Raw genomic sequence first — 16,631 nt, forward strand, 5'->3', positions numbered from 1 at the left:
GCAGGTCAGCGGTGGCGGAACTCGGGGGCGCGCTTCTCGGCGAAGGCGGCCATGCCTTCCTTCTGGTCCTCGAGCGCGAACAACGACGCGAAGAGCGTGCGCTCGAGGCGCAGCCCTTCCGCGGCACTCGTCTCCTGCGAGGCGCGCAGCGCCTGCTTCGCCGCATAGGCGACCGGCAGCGATCGCGACGCGATCCGCTCGGCGACGGCACCGGCTTCGTCGAGCAGCTGCGCCGCCGGAACCACACGAGACACGAGCCCGGCGCGCTCCGCCTCCTCCGCCGGCATCCGCCGTCCGGTCAGCACGAGCTCCGCGGCCTTGTAGTAGCCGACCGCGCGCGTCAGCCGCTGCGTCCCGCCGATGCCCGGAATGACGCCGAGGTCGATCTCGGGCTGCCCGAACACCGCGGTGTCGGCGGCCAGCACGATGTCGCACATCATCGCCAGCTCGCACCCGCCGCCGAGCGCGAACCCGGCAACCGCGGCGACAACGGGGGTACGCACCCGCGCGAAGTCCTCCAACGCGGCGAAAGGGTTCTCCATCGACATGTCGCGGGCACTCTTGCCCGCCATCTCTTTGATGTCCGCGCCGGCCGCGAACGCCCGCTCCGAGCCGGTCACGACGATCGCGCCGATCGCCTCGTCGCGGTCGAACGCCATGGCCGCGTCGGCGAGCTCGGCGACGAGCGTCGAGTTCAGGGCGTTCAACGCCTCCGGTCGGTTCAGTGTCAGCCAGCCGACGCGCCCTCGCGTCTCGCTGACGATGGTCGTGTAGTCGCTCATCCCCTCATCGTGCCACGCGCCTCTCCGCGCGTCTCCGATCGGTTGCCGGGCATTCACATGCCGGACACGTGCGGAGAGTACTCACGACCTGCACCCGTTCACCCGACCAGAGGACACCTATGCCTTCGCCTGCCCGGAGCCGCACGGTTCCCCGCACGCTCGCCGCCGTCGCGACGGCCGCACTCACCTGCACGCTGGCACTGACGCCGCTCACCACGGCATCCGCCGCGATCGTCAGCGAACCGATCACCGACTCCGCTCCCGGCGCGACGCTCGCGCTCACACCCATCGGCACCCACGAGACCGGCGTCTTCGATGAGTCCGCCGCCGAGATCGTGCAGTCGTACCGCGACCGCCTCTACGTCGTCAACGCGCAGGCCGGCTCGGTGACGGTGCTCGACAACAGCGACCCGACCGCGCCGGTCGAGCTGTTCACCATCGCCGATGCCGGCACGGCGAACTCCCTCGCGATCCGCGACGACGGTCTCGGCATCGTGGCGTTCGAAGCCGAGGACAAGACCGCGAACGGGTCACTGGTCTTCTTCGACGCGAACGCCGGCGACGCGGCAGCCGCTCGCCTCGGCTCGGTCACCGTCGGCGCCCTGCCCGATATGGTCACGATCTCGAAGGACGGCGCGTACGCGGTCGTCGCGAACGAGGGCGAGCCCGCCGACGACTTCTCGGTCGACCCGGAAGGATCCGTCGGCGTCGTCGCGCTCCCCAAGACCGTCTCGGCCCCCGCGCCGGCGGCCGTGCGCATCGCGGGCTTCGGCGCGTTCGAGCCCGGCGGCTCGAAGACGCTTCCGGCCGGCGTGCGCGTGTTCGGACCGGACGTCGCGGCACCGGACCAGGGAGACAAGCCCCTCACCGCCAATCGTGTGAGCCGCAACCTCGAGCCCGAGTACATCACCGTCGACGGCACGACCGCTTACGCGGCGCTCCAGGAGGCGAACGCGATCGCCGTCGTCGACCTCGCCAAGGCCGAGGTCACCAAGGTCGTCCCGCTCGGGTTCAAGGATCACGGCGCGGTCGGCAACGGGCTCGACGCGAGCGATAAGGACGGCGCGATCAACATCGCCGAGTACGCCGGGCTGAAGGGCATGTACATGCCCGACGGCATCCAGTCGTACTCGGCCACGGCGGGCGGCAAGGCCACGACCTACCTCGTCACCGCCAACGAGGGCGACGCCCGCGAGTGGGGCGACTACGCGGAGGCCGTCCGCGTGAAGGACCTCGGCAAGAAGGGGCTCCCGGCCGTCTGCGCCGATTCTCCCCTCGCGGCGCAGCTCGGCGATGCAGCCCTCGGACGTCTGAACGTCACGATCGAGAACGGTCTGCGCGCGGACGGCAGCTGCTACGACGAGCTGTACTCCTTCGGCGGTCGCTCGTTCTCGATCTGGGGCACCGACGGCTCGCTGGTGTTCGACTCGGGCGACCAGTTCGAGCAGATCCTCGCGCGCGTCGTGCCCGAGTATTTCAACTCGAACCACACCGAGGCCAACCTCGAGGGACGCAGCGACGACAAGGGCCCCGAGCCCGAGAACCTTTCGATCGGGACGGTCGGCGGCCGCACGTACGCCTTCATCGGCTTCGAGCGCGTCGGCGGCGTCATCGTCTACGACATCACGGATCCGAAGGCGGCGACGTACGTGACGTACGTCAACAACCGCGACTTCAGCGCCGCCGCCGACTCCCCCGCCGCGGGCGACCTCGGCCCCGAGGGCATCCAGTTCATCGGGGCGCACCGCTCCCCCACGGGCCAGCCGCTGCTCGCGGTCGGCAACGAGGTATCGGGAACGACGACGCTGTACAGCATCGAGCAGCTCGTCGGCGGCGCTCCCGTCGCGCAGCCCGACATCCGCGTGCTGACGATCAACGACTTCCACGGGCGGCTCGTGCAGGAATCCAGCGGCGTCGCGGGTGCCGCTGTCCTCGCGGGCGCGGTCGACACGTTCCGCCAGCAGAACCCGAACACCCTGCTCGTCTCGGCCGGTGACAACATCGGCGCGTCGGCGTTCGAGTCGTTCATCGATCAGGACACCCCCACGATCGACGCACTGAAGACGGCCGGCCTCGACGTCAGCGCAGTCGGCAACCACGAATTCGACCGTGGTTTCGACGACCTGACCGGTCGCGTCATCCCTCGATTCGAGGAGGACGCGGATGCCGACGCCTTCAGCGACTTCGCACTCGGTGCGAACGTCTTCGTGAAGGGCACCGACGAGCACGCGCTCAAGCCGTACACGATCAAGGAGGTCGACGGCACGCAGATCGCGTTCGTCGGCACCGTGACCGAGCAGACCGCGGGCATGGTGAGCCCACAGGGCATCGCGGGCATCGAGTTCCGCGACCAGGTCGCATCGGCCAACGATGCAGCGACCGACGCGGTCGCCGAGGGCGCGGACGTCGTGGTGCTGCTCGCGCACGAGGGCTCCGCGGGCTCCGACTGCACCGCGATCGCCACCGAGACCGGCGACTTCGGCGACCTCGTCCGTGGCGCGTCCGACGACATCGACGCGATCGTCTCCGCTCACACGCACCAGAAGTACGCGTGCGAGATCGGCGGGCGCCCGGTGCTCCAGGCGCACCAGTACGGCACGACGCTCGGCGCGCTGGACATCGAGCTGACCGACGCGGGCGAACTCGAGTCGATCACCCCCAGCACGGTGTCGCTGTACGACGCCACGCTGGGGCAGTACATCGCCTACCCCGACACCGAGACGGCCCAGGTCGTCGCGAACGCGGTGCGCATCGCGGACGAGAAGGGCCGCGTGCAGGTCGGCTCGATCACCGCCGACATCCTGCGCGGCAAGACCGCGTCGGGCTCGGAGGACCGCGGCGTGCACTCGACGCTCGGCAACACCGTCGCCGACGTCTACCTGTGGGCCACGTCGCAGAACCCGGCCTACGGTGGGCGCGACGCCGAGGTGGCGTTCATGAACCCGGGCGGCCTGCGCGCCGACCTGCTGTTCGGCGACGACAACGGCGCTGTGTCATACCGTGAGGTCGCCAACGTCCAGCCGTTCGCGAACACCCTGGTCACGCTCGAGCTCACCCCGGCACAGATCAAGCAGGTTCTCGAGGAGCAGTGGCAGCCCGACGGAGCGTCGCGTCCCAAGCTCGCGGTGGGCGTGTCGAAGGGCTTCACGTTCGAGTACGCCCCCGAGGGAACGAGGGGGTCGCACATCCGCTCGATGCAGCTGAACGGTGAGCAGCTCGCGCTCGACGACACCACCACGAAGATCCGCGTCGTCACCAACTCGTTCCTCGCGGGCGGCGGCGACAACTTCGGCACCTTCGCGACGGGCACCGGCGCGGCGGACTCCGGCCAGGTCGACCTGCAGGCGACGGTGGAGTTCTTCGCCGCCGTGGGCCCGGTCTCACCGGCGCCGGCGAACCGTGCCTACGTCGCCGGCGAGCAGCCGCCGGTCGAGCAGCCCGGCTTCCCCGGCCCCGGCGCGCCCGGTGACGGCGAGCCCACGGAGCCCGGCGAGCCCGGCGAGCCCGCCGAGCCCGCCGAGCCCTCACAGCCGTGGGCGACGGTCGAGCTCGGCGGCAGCACGGTCGCGCAGGGCGGCACGCTCGATGTCACGGTCACCGGCCTCGAGCCGGGCCAGCGGATCGCCGCGACACTGTTCAGCGAGCCGATCGTCGTCAGCGGCATCCCCGCGGCCGACGCATCCGGCCGCACGGCGTTCTCGATCGCGATCCCGCGTGACTTCCAGGTCGGCGCGCACCGCCTCGTCGTGACGTCGGGGACGCTCACGCCGATCGAGGTCGCCGTGACGGTGACGGCCGCCGCGCCGGCGGGCACGATCGCCGTCACCGGCGGGACGGCTCCGATCGGGTTCGCGGTGGCGGGCATCCTCGCCCTCGCGCTGGGCGGCCTCCTGGTCGCCGCGCGTCGCCGCCGAACCGCCTGACCCGTCCGAGTCCGCCCCGAGGGAGCCGTCAGCCGGCGGCTTCCTCGGGGCGCTCTGCTGCCTCGACCTCGGCCTCGTCGGCGACATATCCGTCGACGTGGCGCTCATCCGGCCCGTCGTACGCCGACAGCGGCCGGATGAGCGCATTGGCGGCGTACTGCTCCATGATGTGCGCCGTCCATCCGACCACGCGGGCCGCGACGAAGAGGGGCGTGAAAGTGACGGTGTCGAACCCCATGAGGTTGTACGCGGGGCCCGACGGATAGTCGAGGTTCGGGTAGATGCCCTTGCGCTGGGTGAACTCGCGCTCGAGGGCGTCGTAGAGCTCCGCGACATCCGGCCGGTCGTAGTGGGCGACCAACGCGTCGAGCGCCGCCTTCATCGTCGGAACCCGCGAATCGCCGCGCTTGTAGACGCGGTGACCGAACCCCATGATCTTGCGCTTCTCGGCGAGCGCCCGGTCGAGCCAGGCCTCGACGGCGGTGGCATCCCCGATCTCGTCGAAGACGTGCATCACAGCCTCGTTCGCTCCGCCGTGGAGCGGCCCCTTGAGGGCTCCGATCGCCCCGACGACGGCCGAGTACAGGTCGCTCAGGGTCGAAGCGATGACCCGAGCCGTGAAGGTCGAGGCGTTGAACGAGTGCTCGGCGTAGAGGATCAGCGACCGGTTGAACGCGTCGGCGACGACCGGATCGGGCTCCTCACCGAAGGTCATCCACAGGAAGTTCGCCGCGTCGTCGAGGTCGTCGCGCGGCTCGATGGGGCTCAGCCCGCGGCGGCGACGCTGCCCGTAGGCGACGACCGCCGGCAGCACCGCGAACAGGCGCAGGCTTCGCTCCAGGTTGCGCTCAGGCGTCCCGACGGCGTCGAGCACGGATGCCGCGCCGGCGGTGTCGAGCGCGCCGAGAACGCTCACGGCGGTCCGCACCTCGTCCATCGGGTGCGCGTCCACCGGCATCCGGTCGATCGCCTCCCGCAGCTCTGGCGGCAGCGCCCGCTGCGGCCGAGCCCGCCGGCGCTGCTCGGCGAGCTGGTCGTCGGTCGGCAGTTCGCCGTGCCACAGCAGATGCGCCACGGCGTCGACCGGCTGCGTCGCGGCGAGCTCCTGCACCGGGTAGCCCCGGTAGAGCAGCGAGTTCGTCTCGGGGTTCACCTTCGAGATCGCCGTCGCATCGGCGACGACCCCCACGAGCCCCTTACGGATGTCTTGCTCGGTCATGTTCTGTTCCCTCTCCGTCGAGTAGCCAGAATCCGCGGGTCTCAGCCCCGGTCGATCGACTCATTCTGGCGAGTCGCCAGGGTGAAGTCGAAGACCGACGAGTCGAAACGCGTGTAGCCCTCGTAGTCGACGAGGTCGTACAGGTCGGCGCGGTGCTGCATCTCGCCGAGCTTCGCCGTCAGATTCCCCGCCGTCGTGAGCTCCTCGAGCGCACGGCCCGCCGCGCCCATCGCGATGCGCAGCAGCGAGACGGGCCAGATCACGATCCGTACGCCCGCGTCGCGCAACTGGTCGACGGTGAACAGCTCCGACTTCCCGAACTCCGTCATGTTCGCCAGGATCGGCACGTCGACGGCCGACGCCATCGCCTCGAACTCCGCGAGGTCGCGCATCGCCTCGGGGAAGATCGCGTCGGCCCCGGCGTCGACGAGCGCGCGGGCGCGGTCGACGGCGGCATCCATCCCCTCGATCGCCCGCACATCGGTGCGCGCCATGATGAGGAAGTTCGCGTCGCGCCGGGCGTCGACGGCAGCCCGGATGCGGCCCACGGCCGTGTTCTCGTCGACGACGCTCTTTCCGTCGAGGTGCCCGCAGCGCTTGGGGTTGACCTGGTCCTCGATGTGGCATCCGGCGAGGCCGGCATCCTCGAGCGTCTGGATCGTGCGGGCGACGTTCATCGGCTCGCCGAAGCCCGTGTCGGCGTCGATGATCGCCGGAAGCTCCGTCATCCGCGCGATCTGCTGGCCGCGCCCGGCGACCTCGCTCAGCGTCGTGAGGCCCACATCGGGCAGCCCGAGGTCAGCCGCGATGACCGCACCCGAGACGTACACGCCGTCGAAGCCGTGCCGCTCGATGAGCCCGGCCGAGAGCGGGTTGAACGCTCCCGGAAAGCGCAGCGTCTCTCCGCTGGCGAGTCGTTCCCGGAGGATGCGGCGCTTGTCGGCGGGGGTGGTCTGCGAATACAGCATCAGAACAGCCCTCGCGGGTTCGGCGCGGACGCGATGACGCCGTCACGTGCGACGATGTTCAGCTCGCGCACCTCGTCTGCCGTGAGATCGGGCAGACGCTGCGCGAGGTCGAGGAAGCGCTCGATCTGGGCCGGTTCGAGCACGGGCTCGGCGAGGATCCGGAACTTGCGGATGTAGTCCTCGCGCGCGAACGGGCGAGCACCGAGCGGGTGGGCGTCGGCGACGGCGATCTCGTCGACGATCGTCGAGCCGTCGGCCATCCGGATCTCGACGCGCCCGCCGAAGGCCTTCTCCGCCGGATCCTCCGAGTGGTAGCGCCGCGTCCATTCGGCATCCTCGGCCGTCGTGATTCGCTGCCACAGGGCGACCGTGTCGGGGCGGGCGGCGCGCTCGGGCGTGTACGAGTCGACGTGGTGCCAGCCGCCGTCCTGCAGTGCGACCGCGAAGATGTACGGGATCGAGTGGTCGAGCGTCTCGCGCGACGCGGTCGGGTCGTACTTCTGCGGGTCGTTCGCCCCCGAGCCGATGACGTAGTGCGTGTGGTGGCTGGTGTGGAGCACGATGCTCTCGACGTTCGCGGAGTCGAGCAGCTCGGGGTGCTCGCCGTGCAGCTTGCGCGCGAGGTCGATCCACGCCTGCGCCTGATACTCGGCCGAGTGCTCCTTCGTGTACGAGTCGAGGATGCCGCGCTTGGGCTCTCCCGGCGCCGGCAGCGGCACCGTGTAGGCGGCATCCGGTCCGTCGAGCAGCCACGCGATGACGCCGTCCTCACCCTCGTAGATCGGGTTCGGGCTCGTCTCGCCGCGCATCGCGCGGTCGACGGCCTCGACCGCGAGCTTGCCGGCGAAGGCGGGGGCGTGGGCCTTCCAGGTCGAGATCTCGCCCTTGCGCGACTGGCGCGTCGCGGTCGTCGTGTGCAGCGCCTGGCCGACCGCCTGGTAGATCGTCGCGGTGTCGAGGCGGAGCAGCGTGCCGATGCCGGCGGCGGCCGAAGGCCCGAGGTGGGCGACGTGGTCGATCTTGTGCTTGTGCAGACAGATGGCCCGCACGAGGTCGATCTGGATCTCGTACCCGGTCGCGAGGCCCCGCACGAGCGCCGCACCGTCGGCACCGACGTGCTGAGCGACCGCGAGGATCGGCGGGATGTTGTCGCCGGGATGCGAGTAGTCGGCGGCGAGGAAGGTGTCGTGGTAATCGAGCTCGCGCACCGCGACGCCGTTCGCCCACGCGGCCCACTCGGGGCTCGTGCGGTCGGTCACGCCGAACACGCTCGCCCCCGCGCCGCCGCGCGAGACCGGGTGGTCGAGCGCCTGCGCGCGGGCCGAGCTGACGGGCGCCCGGGTGAGGGATGCCGCCGCGACGGCGGCGTTGTCGATGATGCGGTTCACGATCATGTCGACCACGGCGGGCTCGACCGCCACGGGGTCGACGGCGACCTCGGCGATCTTCCACGCGAGCTGGTCCTCGCGCGCGAGCTCCTCGTCGCTGCGGTGGACGCGGACGTGATGGCTGACGGTCATGCGGATGCCTCCAGGGAGTCGAGGATGCTGGTCAGGGCGTTGTGCAAGTGGACATGGGTCGCGTGCGCCGCCAGGTCGGCGTCGCGGGCGGCGATGGCGCTCGCGATGAGCCGGTGCTCCTCGATCGACGCCGCGAGGCGCGCCGGGTTGTCGCGTGCGAGGCGGCGAACCCGCACGAGGTGAGCGCGGACCTTCGTCAGCGCCGACGTCAGATAGGCGTTGCCGGCGGCGTCGTCGAGCGCCGCGTCGAAGCGAGCGATGAGCGCGTAGTACGCGTCGGGGTCACCCGCTGCGGGCGCATCGGCCTGCGCGGTGCGGTCGAACGCTGCGGCGAGCTCGGCGAAGAGCGCGGCGTCGCCCCGGGATGCCGCGAGCCGTGCGGCGGTCTCCTCGAGCGCACGCCGCACCTCGAACAGCGAGCGGATGTCGTCGCGATCGATGTCGGCGACGACGGTCACCCGCGGCGAGGCCTGGCGCACGAGGCCGTCGGCCGCGAGTCGCCGGAGAGCCTCGCGCAGCGGAGTACGGCTGACGCCCAGTCGCGTCGCCTGCTCCACCTCGCCGAGCACCGCCCCGGGAGCGAGGTCGCCGTTCTGGATCTCCGCCAGCAGAGCGGCGTAGGCGCGCTCTCCCGCCCGTGCTCCGCCCTCGGCCACCATGCGACGATTGTATACACAGAGCCCGCGCCGGCGGGTCAAAACCGCGGAATCGGGCTCCAACGTATACAGAAACCGCATCACACGACTCCCCGGGTACCCTTGCCCGAGTGAGTTCCGACCGATACACCGTGGCCACCGACGGCGCCTGCAAGGGCAATCCCGGACCGACCGGCTGGGCCTGGGTCGGCGAGGACGGCCACTGGGCCGCCGGAGCGATCCCGCAGGGCACGAACAACATCGGGGAGCTGCTCGGACTGCTCAAGGCGATCGAGGACCACCCCGACGTCCGCGAGCTCGTCGTTCAGGCCGATTCCAAGTACGCGATCGACACGTACGCGTCGTGGATGGACGGCCACCGCCGCCGCGGCTGGAAGACCTCCACTGGCGCGCCGACGAAGAACCGCGACATCCTCGAGCAGCTCATCGCCGCCCGCGACGCCCGGCGGGCGCGCGGACTGCCCGACGTCATCCTCGAGCACGTCCGCGGGCACCGCGGCCACGTCCTGAACGAGTGGGCCGACGAGCGAGCCGTGCGCGGCGCGGAGCACGCCGCGAAGGGCACCGCCAGCGCGTGGTCGTCGCTGGGCGGACTGCACGAGAAGCTCGACGTGTCGGAGGCGCCGAAGAAGAAGCGCTGACGGGACGGCGAGACCGGTCAGCCGTCCCGATTGTCGGGATGCCGCGGATCGTCCGTGGCGTACGCCGACCGCGCGAGCGCCTCCGGCATCCAGGTGAGCGGATCGGCGAAATCCGCGATGACGACACCGCCCGCGCCGTGCGCGTCCCCGTGCCGCGCGAGCCTTCTCCGCGCCCGCTCGGGCACGCGCTCGTCGGCCCGCACTCGTTCGAACACGGCGGCGCGGACGCGTTCGACGAACCGGGCTCGCTCCGGCGGCAGTGCAGCGCTCGTCTCGCGCTCGAGACGCTCGACATGAGCGGGAAGGTCCGCGATGACCGCCCGGTAAGCGGCGGTCAGACTGTCATCCACCTCGCGGGCCTGCTGCGGCTTGGCGCCCCGGATGATCATGCCTGCGACCAGGGAGGTGACGACGATGACCGGGGCAGCCACCAGCACGGCCATCGCGGGGGCGGTGGCACCGCTGCCGACGAGGACGGCGGCAACCGCCGTCCCGACGAGGGCGACAGTCTGCGGCCGCCACAGCGCACGATCGAGCGGGCGTCCTCGCGCGCCCGCGGCCGCCACCAGCACCGCCATCGCCGTCGCGGCGGAGAACGCGGCTGTGAGCACCACGTCCTTCGTCTGCAGCGCGACGGCGAATGCGAGTCCGCCGGTGAGGGCGGCGAGCACCAGCACCCACCCGATCCAGCCGATGCTGGATGCGCGACCGCCGAAGCGAAGCCGAGCCGACGACCGGGCGCGTGCGTTCGCTGACTCGCCGAGCCGTCGGGCTGCATGCCAGATGCGCACGCCGTCCGCGCTCATGCCGCACGCGTCGAAGATCACCATCTCCGCTTGCCGCGGCGCGAAGTCCGCGGCGGCCGAGGCCCGGACGATGCGATCCGTGGCGACGGGGATGACGCGCGCCAGGTGCTCATCGGAGAACGGCTCCCACCGGTCGGCGGGAAACATGCGATGCTGCGCCACCCTCGACTACCTCCCGCTCGCTTGAACGAGTTCATCGAGCCGGTCGAGGGCCGGTCGCTGACCCTTGACGAGCAGCTCGCGAGCGCGCCCCACCTCGACCCACTCGACCCGGTCGACCTCGGGGAACGACGCCGTGCGCCCCGACCGCGGCGGCCACTCCATCTCGAACTCGCCGAATGCCGCGTTCGAGGCATCGAACCCGCTGCCGTCGACGACGAACACCGTGATGCGCTTGCCCGACGAGTACGAGAAGGTGCCGAGCTCGGCGTACTCGCCGTCGGGCGGCTCGAGCCCGAGCTCTTCGCGGAACTCGCGCCGCGCGGCACCCAGGGCCGCCTCGTCGTCGGGGTCGTACTCGCCTTTGACGATCGACCACGCCCCGGCGTCCTTGGCCGCCCAGAACGGTCCGCCCATGTGGGCGACGAGCGCCGACACCGTGCCGTCCGCAGCGATGCGGTAGGGCAGGATGCCGGCGCTCGTTACCGCCACGATCAGGCCGGGCGGGTCTTCGGCGAGACCGTGTCGGTCTCGGCCGGGTCGGTCACCGCGACGCCGCCGAGGGCATCGTTGATCGCGTCGTACGCCGACTGCTCGAGCTTCACGCCCGAGGCCTTGACGGTGTCCTCGAGCTGCTCGGGACGCGAGGCGCCGACGAGCGCTGCCGCGATGTTGTCGTTGTGCAGCACCCACGCAAGCGAGAGCTGCGCGACGGTGAGGCCCGCCTCGTCGGCGATCGGCTTCAGCTTCTGAACGGCCGTGAGCACCTCGTCGTTCAAGAAGCGCTTGATGAAGTTCGCGCCGCTCTTCTCGTCGGTCGCGCGCGATCCCTCGGGTACGGGCTGGCCCGGCTGGTACTTGCCCGTCAGCACGCCCTGCGCGAGCGGCGACCAGACGATCTGCGAGATGCCGAGCTCCTGCGAGGCGGGAATGACCTTGCCCTCGATGACGCGCCACAGCGCCGAGTACTGCGGCTGGTTCGACACGAGCTGGAACCCGAGCTTCGTCGCGAGGGCGTGCCCCTCGCGCAGCTGCTCGGCGGTCCACTCGCTGACGCCGATGTAGAGCGCCTTGCCCTGGCGGACGATGTCGGCGAAAGCCTGCATCGTCTCTTCCAGCGGCGTCTCGTAGTCGTAGCGGTGCGCCTGGTAGAGGTCGACGTAGTCGACACCGAGACGGCGGAGCGACCCGTTGATGCTGTCGAAGATGTGCTTGCGCGAGAGGCCCTGGTCGTTCGGCCCCTTGCGGCCGGTCGGCCAATACACCTTCGTGAAGATCTCGAGCGTCTCGCGCGGCTGACCCTTCAGCGCCTCGCCGAGCACGACCTCCGCGGCCGTGTTGGCGTACGCGTCTGCGGTGTCGAACGAGGTGATGCCGAGGTCCAGCGCCTTGTGGACGGTCGCGATGGCCGCGTCGTTCTCCACCTGCGACGCATGCGTCACCCAGTTGCCGTACGTGATCTCCGAGACCTTGAATCCACTGTTGCCGAGGTAGCGATACTCAACCATGGGAAAACGCTACCTCGCGGTGGGCCCCGGCGGGCCGGAGTTGCGTCTTATGACCTCAACCCGCGGGAACCGTGTCGGCCGCGCGCTGGTCGTCCTCGGTCGCGACGAGCTGACCGCACGCCCCGTCGATCTCCTTGCCGCGCGTGTCGCGAAGGGTCGTCGGGATGCCGGCCTCGTTCAGCCGTCGCACGAACTCGTCCTGCACCTCGGGCTCGGACGAGGTCCAGATGGAGCCGGGCGTCGGATTGAGCGGGATGGGGTTGACGTGCACCCAGCCGCGTCCGCGGGCGTTCAGCTTCTCGGCGAGGAGGTCCGCGCGCCACGCGTGGTCGTTCATGTCCTTGATGAGGGCGTACTCGATCGACACCCGCCGGCCCGTCTCGTCGAAGTAGGCCTTCGCCGCGTCGAGCGCCTCGTCGACCTTCCACCGCGAGTTGACGGGGATGAGCTCGTCACGCAGCTGGTCGTCGGGGGCATGCAGCGAGAGTGCGAAGGTGACGGGAATGTCCTCCTTCGTCAGCTTCTGGATCGCCGGCACGAGACCGACCGTGGAGACGGTGATGCCCCGCGCGCTCATGCCGATGCCGTGATCCTTGTCGACCATCGTGCGCACCGCCTGCATGACGCGGGCGTAGTTCGCCAGCGGCTCGCCCATGCCCATGAAGACGATGTTCGTGACGCGCTCGCCCTCGTGCCCGACCTTGCGCGGGTCGCCGAGGCCGCCGTCGGCGATGAGACGGTTCGCCCGGACGACCTGCTCGATGATCTCGGCGGCCGACATGTTGCGGGTCAGGCCCGCCTGGCCGGTCGCGCAGAACGGGCAGTTCATGCCGCATCCGGCCTGGCTCGACACGCACAGCGTGATGCGGCCCGTGTAGCGCATGAGCACCGACTCGACGAGGGCGCCGTCGTGGAGCTTCCACAGGAACTTGATCGTGTCGCCGCGGTCGGTCTCGAGCCGGCGCACCTCGGTCAGGAGCGGCGGGAGCAGACCGGCGACGAGCTCGTCGCGCCCCGCGGCGGGCAGGTCGGTCATCTCCGCGGCATCCGAGGTGAAGTGCCGAAAGTAGTGCTTCTCGAGCTGCTTCGCCCGAAAGCCCGGCATGCCGAGCTCCTTGACCTTCTCGACGCGCTGCTCGGGCGTGAGGTCGGCGAGGTGGACGGGCGGCTTGCCGCGCTTCGGGCTCGCGAACTGCAGCAGCGGACGACCGGACTCGTCCTTCTGCTGCGACCAGCCCTCGGTCGCCGGGCGCACCTGACGCGGCTTGGTGGAGCGCACGGGCGACGAGGTCTCGCGCACGGACGACGCGGTCTCGCGCACGGGATCTGAATCGGTCATATGATCCAGGGTACCGGCGCCGCCTGCGCGAAGGCTGGCCGCCGGCGTTCGCCGCGCCCGGCGGCCCCCGCCCTGCTCCGCCCTAGACTGCAGCCATGAACCTCGACGACGTCGCTCCGCCCCCGCGGGGCACCGTCGTGCACAAGGTGCTGAACAACAACGTCGTCATCACTCTCGACGAGCATGGCCGCGAACGCGTGCTCATGGGACGCGGGCTCGGGTTCCAGCTGAAGCCGTCCGACACCCTCGACCCCGACAAGGTCGAGAAGACCTTCATCCTCGATGCGGGGGATGCCGGCGACCGCGAACGCCAGCTGCTCACCGACGTGCCCTACCCGGTGGTGGAAGCCGTCACTCGCGCCGTCGACGAGGCCGAGCGCCGTCTCGGCCACCACCTCGACCGGTTCTTCACGATGGCCGTCATCGATCACATCCAGTTCGTGCTCGAGCGGCTCGACAACGGCATCCGGATCCCCGCGACCAACATGCCCGAACTGCGCGTGCTGCATCCCCACGAGTTCTCCGCGGCGCAGCGCATGGCCACCGCGATCTCCGAGTCCCTCGATCGCGAGCTGCCCGCCGAAGAGGCGGTGTTCCTCACGATGCACCTGCTCAACGCGACCCGCGACGAGCCCAACGGCACGGCGGCGCTCCTCTTCCGCCGCCTGCAGCACGTCGTCATGACGGTCGAGAACGGCCTCGGCGTCAAGCTCGACACCGACAGCCCCGATTACGCCCGATTCATCCTGCACATCCAGTTCCTGCTGCAGCGCCTCGTCTCGAAGACGATGCTGCGCAGCGCCGACACCTCGTTCTTCGAGTTCGCCAAGCACAGCTACCCGCGCTCCTACGCGATCGCGGAGGAGGTGAAGGCCTACGTCCGTGCGGCGACGGAGTCGGAGCTGACCGACGAGGAGCTCCTGTACGTCATCGTGCACGTCGAGCGCCTCGCGACGCAGGTCGGTGCGAACGAAGCTGGCCAGAACCCCGGTCCCGTGCTACCGTGACCCTCGCAGGGCGTCGCTGCCCTGCGGAAGTCTCCGGATTGTTACCGCGGCAGCGGGCAAAACCTGAACTCACATCGTCTTGATCGGCGGTGAACGAGTTCAGGTTTTTTGTTGCCCGGAAACAGGGATGCGGCGGCTTCCTCCACCCGAGTGCCGCGATGCTGCGGCAGAAAGCGAGCAGTCCCGATGGATTACTCGAAGACCGCGGCCGGCGTCCTGGCGGGCGTCGGCGGCGAGGAGAACGTCACCTCCCTCGTCCACTGCGCGACGCGTCTGCGTTTCGTGCTGAAGGATGAGTCCAAGGCGAACACCGCCGCCGTCAAGGCCGTGCCCGGTGTCGTCACCGTCGCCCAGGCCGGCGGCCAGTACCAGGTCGTCATCGGCAACGACGTCCCCGACGTGTTCGCCGAGATCGGCAAGATCTCGAAGTTCGGCGCCGGCTCCGACGCCGCGGCATCCGAGGGCCCGAAGGGCAACCTCTTCAACCGCTTCATCTCGATGATCTCGGCGATCTTCACGCCGCTGCTGTGGGCCCTCGCGGGCACCGGTCTGCTGAAGGCCTTCCTCGCAGCCGCGGTCACCTTCGGCTGGATCGGCACCGACAACTCGACCTACGCGGTGCTGAACGCCCTGTCGGACGGTCTCATCAACTTCCTGCCGATGGCGCTCGCGTTCACCGCGGCGCGCTACTTCAAGGCCAACGAGTTCACCGCGTTCGCGATCGCGGCCGCGCTGCTCTACCCGACCATCACCCCGCTCGTCGGGGTCGAGGGGCTGACGTTCTTCGGCATCCCCTTCACGATGGTCACCTACGTCTCGAGCGTCATCCCGATCATCGTGATCGTGTGGCTGCAGAGCCACGCCGAGAAGTTCCTCTACGCGAAGCTCCCGGGCGCGGTACGGCGCTTCGTCACCCCGATGATCGTCGTGCTCATCGCCGTCCCGATCGTCTTCGTCGTCATCGGCCCGATCTCCGCGATCCTCAGCGGCGCGCTCGGCAACGGCATCGGCTGGGTCTTCGAGAACGCCCCGTGGGCCGGCGGCGCCATCATGGGCGGCTTCTGGCAGGTCTTCGTCATCTTCGGTCTGCACTGGGGCCTCGTGCCGCTGTTCACGCTGGAGTACCAGACCACCGGTCAGATCCTGCTCATCGGCCCCGTGTTCGCAGCCGTCCTCGCGCAGGCTGCCGCCGTCGCCGGTGTCTGGGTGCGCGCCCGCAACAAGAACCTCAAGTCGCTCGCGGCTCCCGCGACGCTGTCGGGCTTCCTCGCCGGCATCACCGAGCCCGCCATCTACGGCATCAACCTGCCGCTCAAGCGCCCCTTCGCCTTCGGCATCGTCGGCGGTGTGGTCGGCGGCGCGATCATCGCGATGGGCGGCGTCTTCTCGACCGCCTTCGTCGTCCCCTCCGGACTGGCGCTTCCGGCCCTGTTCGGCAACGGGAACATGGTCATGCTCATCATCGGCCTCGCTGCCGCGATCGCCATCCCGTTCCTGCTGACCGCGATCGTCGGCTTCAAGGAGCCCGAAGAGGATGCCGCACCGGCGGCCACCCCGGCGGCATCCGGCAACGACGTCGTCGTTCTCAGCCCGGTCGACGGCACGGTCGTGCCGCTCAGCGAGACCCCCGACGCGGCCTTCGCCGAGGGCAGCCTCGGTGACGGCGTCGCGATCAAGCCGCGTTCCGGCGCCGTCTACGCCCCGTTCGACGCGACCGTCGCAGCTGCGTTCCCGACCGGACACGCGATCGGCCTGCGCCACGCCGACGGCGCCGAGGTGCTCATCCACATCGGCATCGACACGGTCAAGCTCGCCGGCGCTCACTTCGACGTCAAGGTCACCACCGGCCAGGAGGTCAAGGCCGGCGATCTGCTCGTCGAGTTCGACGGCGACGCGATCGAGCGGGCGGGCTACGACCTGACGACGCCCGTCATCGTCACCAACGGCGAGCTGTACCCCGCTCTGACCGACCAGGCGTCCGGCCCGATCGCGCACGGCGAGCCGCTGTTCACGGCGGTCTCGGTCGAGTCCGCGCTCGCGAGCTGACCGACGCACCCGAACGGAGGGGGCGGGCAACCCGAACCCCGCCCCCTCCCCCACCCG

General features: G+C 70.2%; 13 protein-coding genes. 4 read left to right on the forward strand and 9 right to left on the reverse strand.

Features of this window, described 5'->3' with window-relative positions; genetic code table 11:
* Window positions 1–5: 5 nt before the first annotated feature.
* Entirely contained in the window at window positions 6–782 is a 777-nt protein-coding gene (locus ACLBWJ_RS06950) for an enoyl-CoA hydratase-related protein (RefSeq protein ID WP_274178284.1), read from the reverse strand.
* A gap of 119 nt (window positions 783–901) precedes the next feature.
* On the opposite strand from ACLBWJ_RS06950, the gene ACLBWJ_RS06955 reads away from it, so the two are divergent.
* Complete coding sequence (locus tag ACLBWJ_RS06955; RefSeq protein WP_447659962.1) at window positions 902–4,705, forward strand: choice-of-anchor I family protein; 3,804 nt, start codon at window positions 902–904, stop codon at window positions 4,703–4,705.
* Between the two features lie 28 nt (window positions 4,706–4,733).
* On the opposite strand, the gene ACLBWJ_RS06960 is transcribed toward ACLBWJ_RS06955, so the two are convergent.
* The 4 genes from ACLBWJ_RS06960 to ACLBWJ_RS06975 are packed head-to-tail and all read right to left on the reverse strand — an operon-like array spanning window position 4,734 to window position 9,071.
* Window positions 4,734–5,924: a bifunctional 2-methylcitrate synthase/citrate synthase gene (locus ACLBWJ_RS06960; RefSeq protein WP_447659964.1), complete on the reverse strand. Its 1,191-nt coding sequence runs from the start codon at window positions 5,922–5,924 to the stop codon at window positions 4,734–4,736.
* Window positions 5,925–5,965: 41 nt separating this feature from the next.
* Entirely contained in the window at window positions 5,966–6,892 is a 927-nt protein-coding gene (gene prpB / locus ACLBWJ_RS06965) for a methylisocitrate lyase (protein ID WP_447659966.1), read from the reverse strand.
* Window positions 6,892–8,412, reverse strand: a complete 1,521-nt coding sequence (locus tag ACLBWJ_RS06970) for an MmgE/PrpD family protein (protein ID WP_447659967.1) — start codon at window positions 8,410–8,412, stop codon at window positions 6,892–6,894. Before ACLBWJ_RS06970 ends, prpB begins: the two co-directional genes overlap by 1 nt.
* Window positions 8,409–9,071, reverse strand: coding sequence for a GntR family transcriptional regulator (locus ACLBWJ_RS06975; RefSeq protein ID WP_181574183.1), 663 nt, complete (start codon window positions 9,069–9,071; stop codon window positions 8,409–8,411). Before ACLBWJ_RS06975 ends, ACLBWJ_RS06970 begins: the two co-directional genes overlap by 4 nt.
* Before the next feature lie 107 nt (window positions 9,072–9,178).
* Between ACLBWJ_RS06975 and ACLBWJ_RS06980 the strand changes: the two genes are divergently transcribed.
* On the forward strand, window positions 9,179–9,709 hold the full coding sequence (locus ACLBWJ_RS06980) for a ribonuclease H family protein (RefSeq protein WP_036304688.1): 531 nt from the start codon (window positions 9,179–9,181) through the stop codon (window positions 9,707–9,709).
* 17 nt (window positions 9,710–9,726) lie between these two features.
* Here ACLBWJ_RS06980 and ACLBWJ_RS06985 read toward each other — a convergent pair whose 3' ends face one another.
* From ACLBWJ_RS06985 to rlmN, 4 genes are read right to left on the reverse strand one after another with little or no spacing between them, the layout of a single operon-like run.
* A complete protein-coding gene (locus ACLBWJ_RS06985; RefSeq protein ID WP_447659969.1) occupies window positions 9,727–10,677 on the reverse strand; it encodes a hypothetical protein in 951 nt (316 codons plus the stop codon).
* Window positions 10,678–10,683: 6 nt separating this feature from the next.
* Window positions 10,684–11,166: an NUDIX domain-containing protein gene (locus ACLBWJ_RS06990; RefSeq protein WP_323987175.1), complete on the reverse strand. Its 483-nt coding sequence runs from the start codon at window positions 11,164–11,166 to the stop codon at window positions 10,684–10,686.
* A gap of 2 nt (window positions 11,167–11,168) precedes the next feature.
* The gene (locus tag ACLBWJ_RS06995) at window positions 11,169–12,182 is read right to left on the reverse strand and encodes an aldo/keto reductase family protein (RefSeq protein WP_378717091.1); all 1,014 of its coding nucleotides are present in this window, start codon (window positions 12,180–12,182) and stop codon (window positions 11,169–11,171) included.
* A 55-nt stretch (window positions 12,183–12,237) separates the two neighbouring features.
* Window positions 12,238–13,521: a 23S rRNA (adenine(2503)-C(2))-methyltransferase RlmN gene (gene rlmN, locus ACLBWJ_RS07000; protein ID WP_112616219.1), complete on the reverse strand. Its 1,284-nt coding sequence runs from the start codon at window positions 13,519–13,521 to the stop codon at window positions 12,238–12,240.
* A 95-nt stretch (window positions 13,522–13,616) separates the two neighbouring features.
* Between rlmN and ACLBWJ_RS07005 the strand changes: the two genes are divergently transcribed.
* Together ACLBWJ_RS07005 and ACLBWJ_RS07010 are read left to right on the forward strand one after the other, a co-directional pair.
* Window positions 13,617–14,528, forward strand: coding sequence for a PRD domain-containing protein (locus ACLBWJ_RS07005; protein ID WP_112616217.1), 912 nt, complete (start codon window positions 13,617–13,619; stop codon window positions 14,526–14,528).
* Window positions 14,529–14,714: 186 nt separating this feature from the next.
* On the forward strand, window positions 14,715–16,574 hold the full coding sequence (locus ACLBWJ_RS07010) for a beta-glucoside-specific PTS transporter subunit IIABC (protein WP_274178273.1): 1,860 nt from the start codon (window positions 14,715–14,717) through the stop codon (window positions 16,572–16,574).
* Window positions 16,575–16,631: the final 57 nt, after the last annotated feature.

The sequence above is a fragment of the Microbacterium sp. M4A5_1d genome, from assembly GCF_053345465.1.